Origin of the sequence: Rubritalea spongiae (assembly GCF_042652385.1) — a bacterium.
Classification (GTDB): Bacteria; Verrucomicrobiota; Verrucomicrobiia; order Verrucomicrobiales; family Akkermansiaceae; genus Rubritalea; species Rubritalea spongiae.
In genome coordinates this window covers 3,526,746-3,546,755 of record NZ_JBHSJM010000001.1, presented here as the reverse complement: position 1 = coordinate 3,546,755, position 20,010 = coordinate 3,526,746, and the positions used below count along the sequence as shown (strand labels likewise).

The following is a 20,010-nucleotide window of genomic DNA, read 5'->3' as shown; positions in this document are numbered from 1 at the left end:
AAACTAGAGGAGCCCTACAAATGTTGAGGTGAAAACGATCTATAAGAAAAAAGCATAGACCCAGCATTCTGCCAAGAGCCTCGGGAAAGAAAAAACCCACACCTCAGATGAAGTGTGGGTTGAAAAATTTTAATCACCCTATCGTCTAATAAACGTCGCGACAGTAACGTTTCTCTTTCTTGAGAGTCTTGATGAAAGCCGCAGCTTCATCTTCGCTAAGACCACCGTGCTCTTGAGCTATCGTATGAAGCGCAGCATCCACATCCTTCGCCATACGTGATGCATCACCACAGACGTAAAATGCAGCCTTATCTTCGTTGAGCCATTTCCAGAGCTCTGCTCCAGCTTCGATCATGCGATTCTGGACGTAGATTTTCTCTTTCTGATCACGTGAGAAAGCTGTGCTTAGTTTTGTGAGAACACCGTCACTAGCCATTTGATCAAGCTCCTCTTTATAAAGGAAGTCTTCAGCTTCGTGTGGGTTACCGAAGAATAACCAGTTGCCACCCTTAGCTTCCGTAGCTTTACGCTCTTCTAGAAATGCACGGAACGGTGCGATGCCTGTTCCCGGTCCCACCATGATCACTGGTGTGTCACCATTCTCAGGCAAACGGAATGCATTGTTTGAATGAAGGAATACTCCCGGATTCACTCCTTCTGAACGATCTGAAAGGAAGGAAGAGCACACACCTGCACGATCGCGGTGCTTGCTGTGGTATCTTACGATTCCAACAGTAAGATGCACTTCATTCGGATGCGCTTTCGGGCTCGATGAGATCGAATAGAGTCTCGGCTGAAGCTTCTTCAGTGAACCTACAAATTCTTCAGCATCCTCAAAATCAGCCGGATGGTCGGTAATGAGGTCGATCAATTCACGCCCCCAGCAGAAATCATCAAACGCAGCCTTGTCATCGCCTTCTACTAATGAGCGAAGGAATGGAGAACCGCTACGTTGCTGCCAATTCTGAATAAAGGTCTTATTCAAATTGCGAATATCATAGCTATAAATCAGAGCCTCGCGCAATGTACCTTCACCGCCACCAGGAAGCGGTACTTCCTCAGTCGGTTTGAAGTTCATATTACTGAGAATCTCATCCACCATGGCTTCATCATTCTGCGGATATACGCCAAGCGCATCCCCCACTTCATACTCAAGCCCTGAACCTTCCAGTGAAAATTCAATGTGGTGAGTCTCACGCGGAGATCCATCCGCATTGAGATTCACATTTTTTAGAATGGGTGCTGGGAATGGATTCTTCTTGCTATACCCATCTTCTGAAAAATCTTCAGATGCGGTTGCCGCTGGAGCTGCAGAAGCACCAAGTGCATCAAGCACCCCCTTCTTCCACTCTTCATACGGCTCATCAAAGTCCACATCACAATCCACACGTGGGAAGATGCGTGTCGCACCGAGTTGCTCAAAGCGGGTATCAAATTCGATACCACACTTACAGAAGTCTGGATATTCAGTATCTCCAAGTGCTAGAACCGAGAAATTCACCCCCTCTAAACTAGGGGCGGCATCACTGAGGATCCACTCGTGGAAATCTGCTGCGTTGTCCGGTGGTTCACCGTCGCCGTACGTGGAAGTGATAATGAGAACGTTTTGCTCACTAGGGAGCTTCTCCATTTCATAAGATCCAAGATCATTGAGCTCTGGGTTAAAATTCATCTTCGCCATCGCTTTCGATAGCTTCTTACCGAGCGCTTCGGAGTTACCTGTTTGAGAACCTACGAGGATCGTAACAGGAACTGCTGGGCCAGCACTTTGACCGTCTAGTCCACGGCCGCTGGTAAGGTCATTGATGAAATTAGACACCAAGTTATTGAGCCACTGACGTTGTTCGACAGTGAATGGAGCATCATCAGGAATGTAATTCTGCTGTGACATAGTAAATCTGAGACCGAGGAATCATTTCCTCGGGGGCGGCTAAATTGCTGCAAGTCCTACCAGCATGCAAGCATTGATGATGCCAGTATCAAAATATTTTGTGAAAATTGATCAATTCCCCCTCTAACTGCTAGAAAAACCTAGCCTTCACGACGTGGTCGTGTCCCCATAATCAATCGAAGCCCTACTAATGGAATCGCAGAAATAGCTAAAGCAGCTAAACCAATTTTCCAACCTGGATAAACTCGAGCTTTTTGCTTTTGCAGCCCTTCCAGAGCCTCCGCGACAACCTGCACTTTATCTGTGTAGAAAAACTCGCTCCCAGGGATCTTGTTCTTCTCCTCACCACGCATTGCCACTTTTCCGAACTCTGTGTGCACAGGCCCAGGGCAGAGCGCCAACACATTGATATTACTTTCTTTCAGCTCCATACGAATGGCTTCAGAAAAGCTACTCACGTAAGCCTTCGTTGCCGCGTACACCGCAAAATCAGGAATCGGTAACACACTCGCAAGCGAACTCACATTGATAATATCACCGAAATTACGCTGCATCATGCTAGGCAAGAGCGCATGAGTGAGCTGCGTTAGCGCATTGATGTTAAGCTCTAACATCTGCTCCAGCTTCTCCCACTCGGCGTGAGCAAATTCACCGTAATCACCCATCCCTGCATTGTTAATAATCAAGTCAGGCTTTGCTCCGTGATCAGCTAAAAGCTGAATAAATTTTGTGCGCTCCTCACGGTCGATCAAATCAACCGCGAAGTGCAACACATCTAAATGGGGAAACGCCTCTTTCAGATCACTCGCTAGCGAAAGCAAACGATCTTCACGGCGTGCGATCAGAATCATCTGATCACAGTTACCTGCGAGCTGCCTCGCAAACTCCTCACCTAATCCAGCAGAAGCGCCAGTGATGAGAACCGAACGGTACATAATGGGGGAATCTGTCACAGGTAACGAATTTCTTTGAATTATTCTCCCTGCTGAGCTTCTGGGTTGTGCTCAACAATACGAAGCGGAATGCGGGTGATTAACTCATCATCCACGCTGATATCGATGGAATAAATACCATCCTCTGGGAATGAAAGCCCTTGAAGATTAAGGATGAGGTTACGAGTCATGAATGGAACCTGGTCAGGAAGCTCGATTGGCATATCAGCAACAATTGGCATCTTATCGTCGAGTGAGCTACCGTCGGCATCGATGATGTTCACGCTAAACTTACGCTGACCACTGTCTTCCGGAGTGATGCAGAGACGCATCGCAAGGCAGCAATGTGGGTGTGTCACTGGCATTTTTGGGGCTGCAAGTGTGTCAAAGGTGCCGTTAATCACCATCTTACCATTGTAGTCAGCTGCGAAGTCGCAGAGTGTTGCAATTTGGATATCCATAAATTTTCTTTCTTAAAACAAAAGGTTTCAGTGCCTCAAATTTTCTTGAAGCGATTTAGCTATGCCAGATTTCCACGCCACGTCCAGCATGGACTTTCATAAGATTTCACCTTCTCGACTAAGCAAGCTTTTGACTTGCGTACCTAACACACTTAACGCTATCTAAAACACAAGTTGATTGTAGTAAAAATGAATCACAATCACGTGTATATCACCCCCTTAAAAAATGAAAATTAATTGGTATCAGACGTTATTAACTACGTCATTTTTTACATCCCTCTCACTAGCCACAACAGCCAGTGCGGCCATACTAGTCGATTCTTACAGCTATGGAGTTTCCCCTACCTCATCCTACCCCGATAGCGGTGGTGAGCTCACAGACGGTGTAGCCGATGTCCCAACCTGGGGACATGACACTACGATCCGCTCCGGCGACACGCCTCCTTTTGTTGGCTGGCTTAACACTAATGGCTCTATTGAGTTCTTCTTTGACCAAGACTACACCTTCGGAAGCGTCACCATCTGGGTTGCTGATAGTGATAATGCTGCTGGCGTTGGCCTCCCTAACACCATTACTGTATCAGACGCTAATTCATCATTCACCAAAACAACTACAGTAACCAACCCTGCTGGATCGGGCTATATGCTTCCTGTCACCATAGACAACCTGAACGTCACTACTGACGAATTACACGTCTCATTCACCCGAAACCACCAGTGGACCATGCTCACAGAAGTCACATTCGCAAGCGTTCCCGAACCCTCTTCAAGCTGCCTCTTAGGCATAGGCCTCACAACCCTAACCCTACACCGACGCAGAAAAACACTCCGATAAACCACACTCTCTAAGTTCAGCAGCTCTTGCTTTTAGCCAGAGCCCTCAATAGCACACCCAAAGAAGCTCAGAACTCACACTTCTGAGCTTTTTTATGCCCATAAACAACAATCACACCATAAACAACTCCCCAAGACCATGGTCGACTGGCTCACCCAACAAAAAAGGCAGCCAAATCGGCTACCCTTCTTCAAAAAAATGGAGGCGGAGGCGGGATTCGAACCCGCGAATATCGGTTTTGCAAACCGGTCCCTTAGACCACTTGGGCACTCCGCCATCGCTAGATGTTGTGCACTTGAGAGAAACCCTCGAAGTGCGGGCAGTTCGTAACCTCTCGCCCTCATACTGTCAACAATTCAATTGCTGATAAATCCTCTTATTTATGCAAAACTTCAGTAATTGCTTGAGCAATAGCATCCAAGCATTGGTCAATTTCTTCGAATGATATGCTCAAAGGAGGCAGCAGTACAATGGTGTCGAGTACCGGACGTGTGAGCAGCCCCCATTTGCGAGCAGCTAAACACACCTTCTCACCGATCCTCTCCGAGCGTTCAAATCGCTCCCCGCTCGCTCCGCGCAACTCAATCCCAACCACCATGCCACATTGTCGTACTTGCCAGACATGAACATGACCCCCAGCAAGCTTCTCCAAGCCTTCACTCAAGTGCGGAATTAACTCCGCCACTCTCTCAAGAGTCGATTCGTCCTCGAAAATTTGGAAACTCGCCAAAGCAGCAGCGCAACCTAACGGATTAGCCGTATAGCTGTGTCCGTAATAAAATGCATTCTCAGCACCTCCTAAGAAAGCTTCATAAATCTCCTCCCGCGTCAATGTCGCAGCCAATGGCAAATAACCACCAGTCAACCCCTTTGCCAAACAGAGAAAATCCGGAACCACCTCTTCTTGTTGACACGCAAACATACTCCCTGTCCGACCAAAACCCGTCATTACTTCATCGAGAATTAAATGAATACCTTGCGCTTCGGTAAATTCACGCAATTCAGCTAACATCCCCTGTGGCCACAGATGTACCTGATTTACCCCTTGAACCAGCGGTTCGATCACTACTCCCGCCACCCTATCAAGCCTGTCTAACTTTCTCAATTCATCCACCGAACTCACAAAACGTACAGGAAACCCGAACTTACGGAATCGCGAAAAGAACGCATCTACCCCACCTAACGACGCAGCACCCATCGTGTCACCGTGGTAACAATCGACAAATGCGACAAACTCCGTGCGTTCAGGTTCACCCGATTGCAGCCTGTACTGAATGGCCATCTTCAGAGCACACTCGATCGCAGTGGAGCCATTGTCCGAAAAAAACGTGCGCTGCAGACTCGTTCCTGGAAAGAAACTTGCCAATTTCTCAGCAAGCTCTCCCGCAAGCGGATGCCCATATCCTAAAAATGAGGTATGCGCGACTCGATCCAACTGCTCTTCGAGCACAGCATTCAGAACCGGATGTGCATGGCCATGAATATTCGTCCAGATCGATGCATTCCCGTCGATATAGCTGTTACCTTCCCCATCTTCTAACCACACTCCCTCACCACGCACTAACATTAATGGCTCATGCTCCTCAGCTGTCCACTCGCCTTGCCTCGTAAATGGATGCCAACAAAATTGTTTATCCTTCTCGATCCACTGTGTGAGCTGCTTCTTCATAGCCAAGACCTACGCAGCTCTAAAATGATCTGCAACCGAAATTCATCACGCTCTGAAGCTCATCTCCATTTTCCCCTAACACATTTTCTGAATCTGTGTTAGAGATGCTTATTCATGTCATCCACCCTCACAGATAGTGTCGAAGAAAAATCTACCGCGAAATCGCCCTCGGTCGAAGTCCACGATTTACGAATTGATTATGGGTCTCATCTAGCCGTCGATGGAATGAACTTGGAAATTCCGGTGGGCACCATCTACGGACTAGTCGGACCAAATGGCGCGGGAAAAACCTCTACGTTCAAAGCTCTCGCCTCACTCCTCACGCCCACACATGGGCACATTATTCTTAATGGCTACAACATCGCTACCCACCAACGTCTCGCTCTGGCGAACATCGGATACATGCCAGACATGGCACCCGTTGCCTCAGATTTAAAAGTCTGGGAGTTTCTCGAAATGTTCGCCGGTGCCCACGGGCTCTCTGGAAAAATGAAAACCGAGCGCATCCGTGAATGTCTTGAACAAGTCGACCTCCTCAGTGAAAAGAACGCGATGTGTACAGCTCTATCACGGGGCATGATGCAACGTCTCGTCCTAGCGAAAACCCTACTGCACAAGCCACAGCTCTTGATTCTCGATGAACCAGCGAGCGGCATGGACATTAAATCTCGAGTGAAATTAAGAAATGTCCTCCGCGGTATATGCCGCCAGGGATCCACAGTACTCATTAGCTCGCACATCCTGCCAGAGCTTACGGAAATGTGTGATATGATTGGCGTGCTTCACAAAGGCAAACTGCTTGATTCAGGAAATGTCGATGAGGTGCTTCACCGAATGACTGGATTACTCCCAGAAATACGTATCCGCCTGGCCGAAGCTCCCAGCCAAAATTGGATCAGATTCTTAGACAGCAACCCAAAAGTCTCCAGCGTCCAAGGGCAAGACATCCTCAACTACTCATTTCACTTCGACGGCAACAGCTGCGAGCTCTCATTGTTCATCCACGACATGATCTCTCAGGGTTACCTCGTCAGCAGAATCGCTGAACAGCAACGCAGTCTCGAAGAAATCCTACTCGATCTCGAATACGACGGTCACTAAGCCAACCTCATCATGCCCTTCAAAGCACAATCCAACACCCTCGATGCGCTACCCCAATTTTGGCAAGTGTGGAAGAACCCCATTTTCCACCGCTATCGTCAATCGCGTCTTCGCCTGCCATCGCTCATTACCGGATTTCTCCTCTATGGCGGTAGCTCCATGTTCTTCTACCTCATCTCACTAGGCATCACACTCACTCACGCGCAACAGGACAACATGGTAGATACCGCCATCTTCCCCTTTGCCCTCATCGTCTTTCTACAGCTCTTTATTCTCAACTTCGTCGGCACCGGTGAAGTCGCCGCAGGCATGGCGCGTGAATCTATAGACGGCGTACTCACCTACCAGCGACTCACCCCACTCAGCCCCGCGACAAAGATCATAGGCTACCTCTCCGGTCTCCCCGTTCGCCAATTTTATCATTTTCTAGTCACTCTACCCGCCAGCATTTTAGTCATCAGCTCAGGCCACATTCCTCTACACGTGTGGGGCCCCATCTACACCGTCCTCCTAACTTCGACCCTTATGTTCTATCTGTTAGCGATGTCGGTCGGACTCACCATGGGGAAAAAATTCTCTGCCCTCATTTCCCAAGGTCTCGTCGCCTTACTCTACTTTGCTCTCCCTCAGCTCTCTAATTTCGGTTTTGTCATTTTCGAATACCTTACCATCCGTCCCACCATTTTCTCAGCAGCCCAGAAACTTACAGACTGGCGCATCACAGAAACCCACTCAGCCCTCTTCTTCACTTGGGAAATCAGCCACACTATATACTGTATTTTTATTCAAGGCCTTCTCAGTTGGGTCTTTTACAGCCTGTTGCTTCGACGCTGGAGAAACGAGGAGGCGCACCTTCTAAGCAAACTCCAGTGCATCACTATCACCCTGCTCCTTCACATAATTATCCTAGGAAGCATTTGGGCAAATACAGCTAACGGCTCAATCTTCGAAATCGAGATCAAAGGCGTCAGCCCTGCTGCCATGATTGCCAGAGAAGCTCTATCGACCAATAAAGAACTTATCGCCGCCACCATTCTATCACTCTACGGAATCATCGGTTTCGCATCCGCGATCTTGCTTCAATACATCTACACCCCGAACAAATTTTACTACCTCGCCGGCCTTAGAAATCCTAACCGCTCACGCAATTTCTTGAAAAACATACTTGCTGATTCTGGCACCGGATTCCCAACCAGCCTCAGTATAGCCATCATCACCACTATCGCGTGGATGATTTACGCCCAACATATGCAACAAAGCTCCACCATCTTAGCCCTCACATCTGTAGATGCATGGACCGCCGCTAAACCTTTACTGCTCGTAGTCGCTATGATGCCACTACTCACCCATGCCATCGTACTTGAACACCTCGGGCGTCAGCTTACAGGCATAGTCGCTGGCTTCGCCTGGGTGCTCCCCCTAGCCACAGGTCTATTGTTAAATGCTTGGAGCATCTTAGAAAGTTTTGCCAATTTCCTCTACGGTTTCTCACCATTAGCTATGAATTTCTCCCCCGGCTACGTCATGGCCAGCCACACATTAAGCCAGCACAATCAAGCCTTCATTAGCGGGACAAAGACTGGAATCACTCTCTATTTCATCATTGGCATCATCTTTGCTATACTCCTGATGAAACGCCACAAACACTTCCAAACGACAAAAAATGTCTAAATTATAACCTTTATTGACTGACACCACACAAATTCCCGCTATAATACAAAACCCTCGTGCTCATCAGTCTCCATTCTGAAAATCGTGCGATCCTTGGCCACTCGGCGACCACAGGAACACGATTCATCAAATGTCTGGGAGCACTCGCAGCAGTATCACTCTATTGCTGGTACATACTCCCCCATTCGATCAATGCCCCAATACTTCCAGAACCAACTGTCGAATCAGCCCAACCACTCCACTCAGCTGAACAGCACCTCTCCACTCTCCTTGTTGATGCCACTCTCGCAGCTGAGGACAAACGCTTCTATCACCACGGAGGAATCGACATCTGCGCCAACGCTCGCGCAATCAAAGATGCCCTCGAGGCCCAACGCTTTGTAAGTGGTGCTTCCACCATCACCCAGCAAACTGTCAAGCTGCTAGAAGGCACACCACCGCGAACCCTCGAAACAAAAATTTGCGAGGCACTCGCCGCGCGTAATCTTGAAATGCGCCACAGCAAAGACGCCATTCTCCTCAGCTACTTTAGCCTCCTCGAATACGGCAATCGCACTCGTGGCCCCGCTCACGCCGCCAAACATTACTTCAATAAAGAAGTCCATCAACTTACCCTCGCAGAAGCCGCTCTATTAGCAGGCCTCCCCCAAGCTCCATCACGACTCAACCCTCGGAAAAACCCTGAAGGCGCACTTCAAAGGCGCAATTGGGTGCTCGAGCGCATGCGCATCGTCCACGACTATCCAGAAGCTGACATTCGCGCCGCACAAGCCACTTCCCTTGTACTCTTCCAAGCACAAGCCACTTCCACTCAAAAACTGGCACTCGAGCAAGTTAATCTCAAGTAAACTCGCTTGCACTCACTGCACATAAGTTGCAAAGTCAAATGTAATGAGCCACAGCACAGTCAGTATTATCGCCCAATGTAAGGCCGCAGGTCTCCGCCGCACTAAAGCGCTAGAGTTACTGATCGACACCTTGCTCGCGTCCCCTCGTCCAATGACACTTGCAGAGCTCTCTGAGCACGACAACCTCAACACTCAGTGCGATCGCGCTACGGTATTCCGACTCCTCCAGCGACTCACCGACAAAGGTATTGTTCGCCGCCTTGGCCTCCATGAACGTGCTGCCTACTTCACCTTGTTGCTTACAGGAAGACACCAAGACTTCCTGATTTGTACCGATTGTGGAAAAATCGAAGCCATCAACGCTCAGTGCCCAGTCCACGCTCTTGAAAAAGAAATCGCTCAGAAATCAGGTTTTACTGGTCTCTACCACGAGTTAGAATTCTTCGGAACCTGTCCAAAATGCAGCGTCTAGAACACTGCCTCCATGTAAAGATATGACCGACGACCAACTGAACGATTCCTTCATCCAGTTTCAGCGCGTCGAAAAATCAGCTTCCGAGCGTACTCTACGCAATTACAGCCAAGCACTCGCTGCCTTCCAGAGCTACATGGAAAAAACGCTTTTCCCTGGCTGGAAGCAATGCACTCCTGACCATTTCCGCAGCTACCTCTACTACTGCATGCAGTTAGAAATGGCGAGATCAACCATCCGCCTCCGCTTCTCCGCTCTGCGCTCATTTTTTAAATACCTCGTCCACCGCCACGGACTTCCAAAATCTCCCCTTGCTGACATCCAGCTGCCCAAGCAAGAGCGAAAGCTCCCCACCATCCTCAATCAAAGCCAAGTCGTCGAATTACTCGAAGCGCCTCTCAAGGCTGAACTCTCCAAACAAGCGCCCGAATGGCTCCCTCTCCGGGACTCTGCCATCTTAGAGCTCTTCTACTCCACTGGGCTCCGCCTCTCAGAACTCGCCGAGCTCAAAGTTGAGGACATCGACCACGCGCAAGGGATCTCTCGCGTCATGGGAAAAGGCTCAAAAGAACGCATCGTCCCCATCGGTAACCACGCTCTCACTGCTGTCCAAAAATACCGACTTGCAGCCAGCGTCAACCAAGGCCCCTTATTCATCAATAAAAGCCGACGCCAAATCTCCACCACCTCAATCGGTACCATGCTAAAGAAATACCTGCGCATGACCAGCATCCCTTTTAATATCACTCCTCACAAGTTACGCCACTCCTTCGCCACTCACCTCTTAGACAACGGCGCTGATCTCCGATCCGTTCAGGAACTCCTCGGCCACGCTTCTCTCTCTACCACCCAGATCTACATCCACGTCAGCACCAAACGGATGAAAGATTCCTATGACAAGGCACACCCGCGTGCAAAGTAATCCCCACACTCATCATTACAATTTCATGAAGCAAAAACTCATCTCCATCCTCGTTCCTCTCGTACTTGTCCTAGGCTTCCTATTTTGGTGGTTTTCCGCGAACCAGGTTCTCAAGCGCCGCAGCGCGGATATCATCGATTGTGTCCGCATGGAACAGGGCACTGGACGCATCGAACGCGCCTTCAAAGCTGAAAACCTGCGCGACCTCATCGACGAGAATATCACCGTGGTCTACCCACAAATGGAATCGACCTTTTCCCACCGCCTTTCCACTAATGAAGCTATCACGCTCCCAGAAGACCGAGCAAAGTCAGCCCTCCTCTACCTCACCGAACTAGCTGAATGGATCACCGTAAGCGAGGAACAAATCGACGTGCTCGAGCACGATAATTCATCTGCCTCAGTCAGTGTTGCCTTCAATCTTGAGGCGAAGTTAAAAGGAAAACCTAAGCAATCAGCACCACTTAAAGGAGTCTTCGAATATAATTACACTAACAACCGCTGGCTACTCACCGCTGCGCGATTTGAATAAAAGCACTCGCCATTTCACCCCCATCTCACTATGGAAACGCAGATTCTATGACCCAAGCGACTCAACTCTCAGCCAGCGCGCTCAACTTCTACTTCCAACAAGAAGAAATCCCAAATCCCACTGGTAAAATTCTTGTCGTTCAGGGAGCTCCCGGTCCTTGGCTAAATTCTATCGAAGGCTCTGATATTAACGTCATCAGCTACATCGCCAACGAGAATTCCCTCTGGACTCAAAAAGGCATCACACCTGTCCAAGAAACTTCAGAAAAGTACGACACAATCATCCATTTCTCGACCAAGTTCGCGACTGAGAACCTCGCTCAAATCGGCAAATTTAGTCAGCAACTCAAGCCAAATGGCCGCTGGATGTCAGTCATTCCTAATCGCATGGGCGCATCACGTCTCAAAAAAGACATCTCTAAACTGTTTAGCGAAGTCGAGACCTGTAGCAAATCAAAATGCCGCATCTTCGATACCAGCTCCGAGTTCGACGCTCAGCTTGCACGCAAATGGGCGAGCCTCGGTCGCGTTAAAGCAATCAATGGCACCAACTTCCGCACCACACCCGGTATCTTCTCTTCGGAAAAAGTCGACACGGGTTCGCTCCTACTCGCCGACATTCTCAAGAAAGAATCCTTCTACGGCTCAGGCGCAGACCTCGGTGCTGCCTACGGCTTTTTAAGCAAAACAGTCCTCGATACCCCACGTAATCGCATCCGAGAAATCGTACTTTACGAGCTCGACAAACGCGCTCTCGATTGCGCCCAACAAAACCTAGCAGGCCACGACAACGCCCTCTACCAATGGGCTGACGTCACTGCTGGCACGCACCACGTCCGCAAATTTGACTGGGTCATCATGAACCCGCCCTTTCACGAGGCACAGGACCAGAGTTTCGAACTCGGCAAAACCTTCATTCGTGAAGCTGCACGCATCCTTAAACCCGGTGGTTCACTCTACCTCGTAGCCAATCTCCACCTTCCCTACGAAGAGCTCATCCGCCAGGAATTCAGATCCCACCGCTTACTGGCCGAAGACAAAGGCTTTAAATGCATTTTTGCCAGAGCTTAAAGATCGCATTGATTAAACAGAGTGTACTTCCCTCCGCCATTCCTCCGGCTCACAGTGAAGGCATAAAAAAAGCGAAGCTGTAAAGGCTTCGCTCGATATTTAGCAAATACACCTGAAGGGAGTCGAACCCCTAACCTTCTGATTCGTAGTCAGATGCTCTATCCAATTGAGCTACAGGTGCTTTTAAGTTGCTAATTTGCCAAAGCGGTGAACTTCTCAGAGAGAAATACACCCGAAGGGAGTCGAACCCCTAACCTTCTGATTCGTAGTCAGATGCTCTATCCAATTGAGCTACGGGTGCTTTTAGAACACGTTGTGTGCTGCGGCGGGCGGAGAAAACCACAATCCCCCCATGCCGTCAAGAAAACGCTGCATTTTTTTTAATCACACACACCCCTAAAAGCACGCAACTACTTCGTTCCAAGACTTCTAGCCAAAATACAAAAATCTCAACAAATAGCGAAATCCAGCAGTGAAGCTCACATCCTCTCTCCAAAGTAACGCAGCTGATTGCGTTTCACATAAGAATACATTTCCAATGACCTACTATTCTCTATCGATTCCTTAACCTCAGGAGTCTTCTCTATTTCATGTCGTAGGAGCAAGTTGAGCATGGTAACACAGTCGTCGCGACGCATTTCCCATTCATAATAACCAAGTGGAATCAAATCCAGTCCAGCACGGCTGAGCATAAGAGCCTTCTTTGTGTGCACAGCAACTTGCATATCACCTGGATACCCTATCAAATCAACCGCCAGTACCAGATCATCACGCTGAATCACGATATCAATCGGCACACCAGCGACACGCCCCCCAACACTCACTTGATCGTTCTTGTTACATAGCTCATGAACAACCTCATTGGCAAATCGATCCCTTTCAACAGAATCAATGGCATAGCTCTCATTCTCCGTATCAATATGCATGAGATATTCAGACAGCATAGAATCAGGCTTGAGCTTATTGGAATCTAGCGAATGAAACACATATTGCCTGTCCTTCGCTCGTGTGATAGCAACATTAAACACATCTTCACGCTCTAGGAACCTTAAGCTGGCAGCATGATAGCTGTTGTCGATAGCCATCGAAATGAGCATCAACCAGCGTTCTTCGCCCTGAAAGCTATGAGCAGTCCCAATCAGAAGTTGGGCTTCGACTCGAAGTCTTCGCAATTGAGATCCGCGAAATTCTTCAAACACCGAGCGCGTCAAAGCATCGACCTGCGCTCTAAATGGTGAAAGCACCCCGATACTCGGAAGTTTATTTTTCGGATATTTTTTCAGGAGATCATGCAAAACGCTGATAATGGCATCAATTTCCAGCTGATTTACCCCACGATCATCACGTCGCCCACCATCAACAAAAACTGCTTTCAAAGCTGCATCTTCAGCATCTTTCTGCTGCCAAGGACGCTCACGCATGATCTGTAAGCTCTCCCCATAAAAGCGCCTATTACTGTAGGAAATAATCCCGTATTGAGAACGGAAATGTTCATTCAGAAATCCAGTTTGCCTTTGGTCATGTACTAAATCAATAGCCACATCCATTAAACTGCGATTGCGATAATGGTACTTCTCGATGACTTCTTCAGATACAGAAAACTCTTTGGCTGCAGTCGACATTGTATGCTTCGAGAGAAAACTGACATGGCGCAATTGCTTCGTATCTCCGACCACCACAACCCTCTTAGCCCTTTGCAGAGCTGGTAGAATACTCGCCAAATCACATTGACTAGCCTCGTCAATGACCAACACATCAAACATTTCTTTTTTCAGAGGTAACACCCTATGCATATCCTCAGTACTCGTGAGCCAAACTGGCAATGCTTTCAAAAGTACTGAATAATCAAGCGCCTTTAAAATCGCCTGCTGATCGCTCCCTCTACGTTTCCGCACCCCTTCCCACATTTTTTGAAGCTCTTTACGTGAAAGCGCGTCATCTAACACTTTTGTGATCTGACATTGTAATTTGAGCTTAATGTAGTGCCTCACAGCCAACTCACGCTCGCGCTGAAGCTGCATATACGTCTCTCGCATCTCACTGAGTAGTGGCCGACGATTGATCGCGTAACCATCCCACACTCGTCGCACCTTGCGCACCAAACTGGGGGATGGGTCCAAGTGGGCACCGGCTCTTTCCATTGATTTTTCAAATTCCCCTTCTAAGGCGCACTCTGCATCACGAATCGAGTCCACTTGTTCTTCGATTCTTTTATACAGAACATGTAAGGATACCGGGCCGTCGACCACAAACTCATTAGCTCCCGCAAGAATGCTCTTCAGCAAACATTTAAGATTCTTCAGATGCTCGCTTCTCCCAGCTCGCACAGTCGCATGCACTGAGCCTAACATGCTATCGATTTTCTTGTGCAGCACATTCACCGCATGATCCCCACGCGAAGTGACTAAGACACTCTCACCACGTATGACATGATCTAAAGCGATAGCCGCTACAGTGTATGACTTCCCTGTTCCAGGTGGTCCATGGCATACTGTCAATGGCTGCACCCGTGCTGACTTAAGCACCCTTTCTTGCTGAGAACTTAACGTAGCTGGAATGAAATGCACATCTTGCTCTTTGATGGACTTCCCCGCTGTCACTTCACCTAATACATGTGCTAAGGCATTACTATGGTCAGAAACATCCATTTCGCCGAGCTCCTTCAGCTCCTCTAATAACCCCCTGGTGGAAACCTGCCGCTCCACATTTGCTATACCAGCAGCGGAAAGCACGGACACCTCTCTCTGCTTTCCTGCGTCCTCTACTGTACCAGAAGCCTCTAAATAGGGCCATTTGAGCAAGCTTTTACAATGCACATGAGGACAATACACTGCCATCTCCCTACGGATTTCCCCTACCATCGCTTCACTCAACCCCTCACCAACTAAAATTTCTCTCAAGACTTGTTCGAACTCTTTGGGAGCCTGTAACACATCAAGTGCAGCTTGATTCAGTCGAGCCCCTTTCATCTGAACCCGCAAAGGGAAATAATCATCCCCGTCCTCCGTTATCTTCGCATTGAACAACACCAGCGGCGACCGATGAATCCCTTCTTCGGTCTTACCACAGACGAATAAAACGCCGTAAAGTAACTCGCGTTCTCGTTTGTGCATCGTGCTATAGGCTGCTAAATCACTACCGTACTTGGGCGGCAAAAGGATTTCAGGAAGGATTCCAGTAAGTAACTTTTCCTCTCCTTGAGTCATCCTACGGTATTTGACTGCCCCATAAAAATCACGCACACCAGCTCGCACACGATCTTCTCTGTAGCATGCTGTGAGCCATTGAATTAATGCACTGTTTGACATCTGCAAGCCTTCTAGCAACTAGCTAACAGCTCAGCAATCACAGAGAAAATGAAATCCTAGACTTCTGCACATACCTCACAGCTTGGCTAAAACAGTTTTAACGCTCAGAGAATACCTAAATTGTGGTTGAAAAACTCCCTAATCCACGGCAAGTGTCACCCATGTTAACGATCCGCAACCTCACCAAAACCATCGGAGGGAGAACTCTTTTTGAAGAAGCCAAAATGACCATCAACTGGGGGGAGCGAGTCGCCCTCGTTGGTCCTAATGGCGCTGGTAAATCCACACTCTTCCGCATCATTCTTGGACAAGAAGAATCGGACGCAGGCGAAGCCGACATCGATGAGTATGCGATCACTGGCTACCTAGCTCAGGAAGCTGGCGATCCTGGCCAAGAAACAATCCTCGAGCTCGCCATCGGCATCACCCCTGAAATGGCCGCTGCTATTAAAACGATGCGTGAATTCGAAGCCGCTGGCAAAGAGAGCGACCCCAAATACGCAGAAGCACAGGACACCTTCGATGCTAACAATGGCTATTCACTCGAACCTAAAGCGAAAAAGATCCTCGCCGGTCTTGGATTTAAGCAGGAACAAGTCAATGAGCCGGCCAATACCTTCTCTGGTGGTTGGATCATGCGTGCGAACCTCGCTCGTCTTCTCGTCCAAGAGCCAGACCTTCTGATGCTCGATGAGCCGACTAACCACCTCGACCTTATCTCACTCATCTGGCTCCAACGCTACCTCAAGAACTATCCAGGTGCACTCCTCGTGATTTCTCACGATCGCGACTTCATGGACGAAATTATCGAAACCGTCTATGAGATCGATGACCATAAGTTCGCCCACTACACCGGAAACTACTCAGACTTCGAAGCTGAACGCGAAAAACGCTACCAACAAAAAGTTCAGAAGTACCGTAACCAACAAAAAGAAATCGAACGCATCCAAGAATTCGTCGATAAATTCCGTAACGTTGGCTCAAAATCCTCTCAGGTCAACGAGCGCATGAAAATGATTGAAAAGCTCAAAGCTGAACTCGTGAAGCCTATTGCAATGCGCAAGGTATTCCGCTTCAACATCCCTGATCCACCGCGCTCTAACCAAATTCTCGCTGAGCTCACAAAAGTGCACAAAGCCTACGGTGACAAAGTCATTTATGATAAAACTGACTTCATCGTCGAACGCGGTGACCGTATTGCCCTCGTTGGTCCTAACGGTGCGGGTAAATCCACATTGATGAAAATCATTGCCGGCTACGAAGAAATTCAAGAAGGTAAGGTTGAAATTGGCTACGCCACAAAGATCGGCTACTTTTCGCAGCACCGCGCACTCACACTCAATGAGTCAAATACAGTGCTAGACGAAGTCCTCGCATCCAACCCAGAACTCCGCGAAGACGAAGCTCGCTCCATCCTAGGCTCCTTCCTCTTCCGTAAAAATGATGTACTCAAGCGAGTGCGTGTTCTCTCTGGTGGTGAAAAATCACGACTCAACTTGGTCAAGTTCCTCGTCGATCCGCCAAACCTCCTCCTGATGGATGAGCCTACGACTCACCTCGATCTCCTCTCCATCGAGGCGCTCGTGCAGGCACTTAGGTCCTACAAAGGAACACTCCTATTCATTTCACACGACGTCCACTTCATCCGCAACCTTGCTGAAACTACAGTACACGTGAACAACGGAAAACTCACGAAGTACAGCGGCGGCTACGACTACTTCCTCGAGAAATCCGGTCTCAACGACGACCGCTCAGCCGTCACAGCCGACTAATACATTCGTCGTATCACTTAACATGAAGAGGTGTCTGGAAATTCCAGTCACCTCTTTTTTGCTTTTAATTGCCCTTAACAAGACGTCGAATACTGCAAACCGCCACACTCATTATACCAATGAGAGAAAGAATCTGGTAGAATGGAGCAACGGACTAGGGAGTAACCTTAATCTCTGCTGTAGCTCCCATTTTAACCCAAGTCTCTAACCACTCAATCTCCTTCTCGGTCAGCTGTTTCTTACCTTCTGGAGGCATACGGTAATCATCGTCTAAAGGTAGATGAAGGTAAGTAATCAAAGCACTATTCTCAAGGTCACCTGGCACTAGGCATGCAGTTTCTTCACCACCTTCTAACATGTAGGCAATCGTATCCACCCTAAGCGCTCCCTTCTGTTTGTCCTCTCCATGGCAGCTCACACATTTTTCCTCTAAAATTGGTTTCACGATGTCATCGTACAAAAACACTTCTTTTTGAGCTGCTTTCGCTTCTGCAGCTTTACGCTTTTCTAACACCTTACTCGGCCAAGCATCATTTGGCTCACCGTGGGTAATAGCACCACCATGATGACCAGCCGACAGCATCATGAAAAAACTCGCGCTCAATAAAACACCATAACAAATCCTCCACCAATCTTTCCCAATATAACTCTGAAATTTCACCGCTAAGGCAGTAAATACTAATATAGAAAATAAGACTCCATCTCGTTTGTGCTCCTCTAACAAATCACCTGCTGGATACTGATCAGTCAAATACAAACAGTAACCAAACACCGACGCGAGTAGCGCCATTACAGCGGCAAAAGACAAAGCTAGTCGTGTGTCAATTCGCCAACGCCCACTCGTGAGTAAAGACATTACCTCCGTCAACATCACATAACTCACAGCACCAATCGGTAAATGTAAAAAAACCGCATGGAAACCACCAAAATAATTAACCCATAAGCCAGCCAAATTTGCAGTCTTAGGGTTCGCAAACCCTACTTCTACAAAACTTGGCAATAGCACCAAAAATATAATGCTTAACACACAAATACCTTGTGCCACGTGAGTCCACTTTTTCTGATTCATCATCTTAATTTATTACGGAATGAGGTGAAAAAAATTACACATCGAACTCAAATAGCAATGACTCATACCATTTGAGTCGTTATGCTGCTATAGCCATAGATTACGCCGAAACTGCATTTCGACAATCTCAGTGCAAGCGATGTCTACCCGCGTAACAATTAAAACGAGGTGGACGTAAGAAGCCAACTAGCGTTTGACCACTCTCCTCAGCAAATTCTACAGCAAGTGATGTGGGTGCAGAAATCGCAGAAATAATCGGAATACCGACAGCGTGGGCCTTTTGCATCACCTCGAAAGAAACTCTTCCCGAGACCTGTAGCAGCACTCGTGAAAAATCAATACCGGCATCGGAAGCCCAACCAATTGCCTTATCAATAGCATTGTGTCGACCGACATCTTCGCGCAGCACCAGTAATTGACCATCTAGTGAGAAAATACCAGCAGCATGAAGTCCCCCAGTTTCTCCAAATGTTTTTTGAGCCGCACGGAGTCGATCTGGAATCTCTAGTAAAACATCCGCAGCCACTGTTTCTTCTGAGGTGATTTTGGGATGCTCTTGACGAATTGACTCAATCGTGGCCTTGCCGCAAATCCCACACGAGGAAGCCGAATAGAGGTTCCGCTGCAACCTTTGGTAATCCACTTCTACATCGTCGTGCAGAAAAACCAATGCATGGTTTTTCTTCTGATCTAAATCGATTCTACTCACCGCATCCAGTTGAGCTAAAATTCCTTCCGTTAGAAGGAAACCCTTTACTAAATCAGCATCATCACACGGAGTGCGCATTACAACTGCTATCGGACAACCATCGAGAGTAATTTGCAGCGGTTCCTCGATAGCGAGAGAATCATCAACAGCTTCAGAAAATCCGTTTTTCTGGATTTGAAACGTCTTTGAACGTGAACTAGGCATCACCGAGCACCTCTAACTCGTATTCACCTGCCGAGAGACTACCATCATTGAGAATTCTGCAGCGCAACCCGCCACGCCCTTTTAGAAATTCTTCTGTACCCCTACCACACGCTTCATTCATCCAGAAGCATGGTGAGCACTCACAGGAACCAGAATACTCTACACCATCTAGAGTGAATCGTTTACCAATTAAAGAGTTAAGATCCACGCCCTCAAGGATCACATTTCTACGAAAAAAGGATGGATCTATTTCCTTTGACGCCACCTCATTCACTACCTCATTAAACACCTTCCAATCAAAAAACGTGATCTGCCCCTTGTAATCTTCTTCGTAGTCAAAAAAACGATCATCGACGATACCACTTCCTGCAACGACATCAATAGACTCACGCTCAATTACTTCGTGGTTAAGTGAAGATTTTCCATAACGACCAAAATAATTATGGTCGGGCGAGATGTAAATATGGCGAACTTTGACTTTCATCTAAAGCAATGCTGGCTTTGCAAACCCAGTGAAACAAGCCAATATTCCCAACAAATAGCA

Annotated in this window: 17 protein-coding genes and 3 tRNA genes; 9 read left to right on the top strand and 11 right to left on the bottom strand. The window is 48.0% G+C overall.

What is annotated here, in order from left to right:
- Positions 1 to 145: 145 nt before the first annotated feature.
- The 3 genes from ACFPK9_RS15710 to ACFPK9_RS15700 form a co-directional block, all read right to left on the bottom strand.
- Complete coding sequence (locus tag ACFPK9_RS15710; protein ID WP_377096490.1) at positions 146 to 1,891, bottom strand: sulfite reductase subunit alpha; 1,746 nt, start codon at positions 1,889 to 1,891, stop codon at positions 146 to 148.
- 140 nt (positions 1,892 to 2,031) lie between these two features.
- On the bottom strand, positions 2,032 to 2,826 hold the full coding sequence (locus tag ACFPK9_RS15705; RefSeq protein ID WP_377092486.1) for an SDR family NAD(P)-dependent oxidoreductase: 795 nt from the start codon (positions 2,824 to 2,826) through the stop codon (positions 2,032 to 2,034).
- A 38-nt stretch (positions 2,827 to 2,864) separates the two neighbouring features.
- Complete coding sequence (locus ACFPK9_RS15700) at positions 2,865 to 3,284, bottom strand: DUF6941 family protein (protein WP_377092485.1); 420 nt, start codon at positions 3,282 to 3,284, stop codon at positions 2,865 to 2,867.
- A gap of 226 nt (positions 3,285 to 3,510) precedes the next feature.
- On the opposite strand from ACFPK9_RS15700, the gene ACFPK9_RS15695 reads away from it, so the two are divergent.
- On the top strand, positions 3,511 to 4,119 hold the full coding sequence (locus ACFPK9_RS15695; RefSeq protein ID WP_377092484.1) for a PEP-CTERM sorting domain-containing protein: 609 nt from the start codon (positions 3,511 to 3,513) through the stop codon (positions 4,117 to 4,119).
- A gap of 199 nt (positions 4,120 to 4,318) precedes the next feature.
- Here ACFPK9_RS15695 and ACFPK9_RS15690 read toward each other — a convergent pair.
- Positions 4,319 to 4,395 (bottom strand) — tRNA-Cys (locus ACFPK9_RS15690).
- A 100-nt stretch (positions 4,396 to 4,495) separates the two neighbouring features.
- Positions 4,496 to 5,788 (bottom strand): adenosylmethionine--8-amino-7-oxononanoate transaminase, encoded by a 1,293-nt coding sequence (gene bioA, locus ACFPK9_RS15685; protein WP_377096487.1) that lies wholly within the window; start codon positions 5,786 to 5,788, stop codon positions 4,496 to 4,498.
- Positions 5,789 to 5,902: 114 nt separating this feature from the next.
- On the opposite strand from bioA, the gene ACFPK9_RS15680 reads away from it, so the two are divergent.
- From ACFPK9_RS15680 to ACFPK9_RS15650, 7 genes are read left to right on the top strand one after another with little or no spacing between them, the layout of a single operon-like run.
- Positions 5,903 to 6,889: an ABC transporter ATP-binding protein gene (locus tag ACFPK9_RS15680; RefSeq protein ID WP_377092482.1), complete on the top strand. Its 987-nt coding sequence runs from the start codon at positions 5,903 to 5,905 to the stop codon at positions 6,887 to 6,889.
- 12 nt (positions 6,890 to 6,901) lie between these two features.
- Entirely contained in the window at positions 6,902 to 8,560 is a 1,659-nt protein-coding gene (locus ACFPK9_RS15675; protein WP_377096485.1) for a hypothetical protein, read from the top strand.
- Between the two features lie 56 nt (positions 8,561 to 8,616).
- A complete protein-coding gene (locus ACFPK9_RS15670) occupies positions 8,617 to 9,408 on the top strand; it encodes a biosynthetic peptidoglycan transglycosylase (RefSeq protein WP_377092479.1) in 792 nt (263 codons plus the stop codon).
- A 43-nt stretch (positions 9,409 to 9,451) separates the two neighbouring features.
- Positions 9,452 to 9,880, top strand: a complete 429-nt coding sequence (locus ACFPK9_RS15665; RefSeq protein ID WP_377092478.1) for a Fur family transcriptional regulator — start codon at positions 9,452 to 9,454, stop codon at positions 9,878 to 9,880.
- 22 nt (positions 9,881 to 9,902) lie between these two features.
- Positions 9,903 to 10,802 (top strand): site-specific tyrosine recombinase/integron integrase, encoded by a 900-nt coding sequence (gene xerA / locus ACFPK9_RS15660; RefSeq protein WP_377096482.1) that lies wholly within the window; start codon positions 9,903 to 9,905, stop codon positions 10,800 to 10,802.
- A 25-nt stretch (positions 10,803 to 10,827) separates the two neighbouring features.
- Positions 10,828 to 11,334, top strand: coding sequence for a hypothetical protein (locus tag ACFPK9_RS15655; RefSeq protein ID WP_377096479.1), 507 nt, complete (start codon positions 10,828 to 10,830; stop codon positions 11,332 to 11,334).
- 47 nt (positions 11,335 to 11,381) lie between these two features.
- Positions 11,382 to 12,404 carry a class I SAM-dependent methyltransferase gene (locus ACFPK9_RS15650; RefSeq protein WP_377092474.1) on the top strand — a complete coding sequence of 341 codons (1,023 nt, stop codon included), beginning with the start codon at positions 11,382 to 11,384 and terminating at the stop codon, positions 12,402 to 12,404.
- Between the two features lie 107 nt (positions 12,405 to 12,511).
- Here ACFPK9_RS15650 and ACFPK9_RS15645 read toward each other — a convergent pair.
- The 3 genes from ACFPK9_RS15645 to ACFPK9_RS15635 form a co-directional block, all read right to left on the bottom strand.
- A tRNA-Arg gene (locus ACFPK9_RS15645) sits at positions 12,512 to 12,585 on the bottom strand.
- 46 nt (positions 12,586 to 12,631) lie between these two features.
- A tRNA-Arg gene (locus ACFPK9_RS15640) sits at positions 12,632 to 12,705 on the bottom strand.
- Between the two features lie 178 nt (positions 12,706 to 12,883).
- Positions 12,884 to 15,712, bottom strand: a complete 2,829-nt coding sequence (locus ACFPK9_RS15635) for a DEAD/DEAH box helicase (protein ID WP_377096476.1) — start codon at positions 15,710 to 15,712, stop codon at positions 12,884 to 12,886.
- 161 nt (positions 15,713 to 15,873) lie between these two features.
- Here ACFPK9_RS15635 and abc-f point away from each other — a divergent pair, with 161 nt between their 5' ends.
- The gene (gene abc-f, locus ACFPK9_RS15630; protein WP_377096473.1) at positions 15,874 to 17,484 is read left to right on the top strand and encodes a ribosomal protection-like ABC-F family protein; all 1,611 of its coding nucleotides are present in this window, start codon (positions 15,874 to 15,876) and stop codon (positions 17,482 to 17,484) included.
- Positions 17,485 to 17,638: 154 nt separating this feature from the next.
- Here the strand turns inward: abc-f and ACFPK9_RS15625 are convergent, their stop codons facing one another.
- From ACFPK9_RS15625 to ACFPK9_RS15615, 3 genes are all read right to left on the bottom strand, one after another.
- Positions 17,639 to 18,556 carry a c-type cytochrome domain-containing protein gene (locus tag ACFPK9_RS15625; RefSeq protein WP_377096470.1) on the bottom strand — a complete coding sequence of 306 codons (918 nt, stop codon included), beginning with the start codon at positions 18,554 to 18,556 and terminating at the stop codon, positions 17,639 to 17,641.
- A 124-nt stretch (positions 18,557 to 18,680) separates the two neighbouring features.
- A complete protein-coding gene (fdhD, locus tag ACFPK9_RS15620) occupies positions 18,681 to 19,466 on the bottom strand; it encodes a formate dehydrogenase accessory sulfurtransferase FdhD (protein WP_377096467.1) in 786 nt (261 codons plus the stop codon).
- Complete coding sequence (locus ACFPK9_RS15615) at positions 19,459 to 19,950, bottom strand: MOSC domain-containing protein (protein ID WP_377096464.1); 492 nt, start codon at positions 19,948 to 19,950, stop codon at positions 19,459 to 19,461. The genes fdhD and ACFPK9_RS15615 overlap by 8 nt, the downstream gene beginning before the upstream one ends.
- Between the last annotated feature and the right edge of the window lie 60 nt (positions 19,951 to 20,010).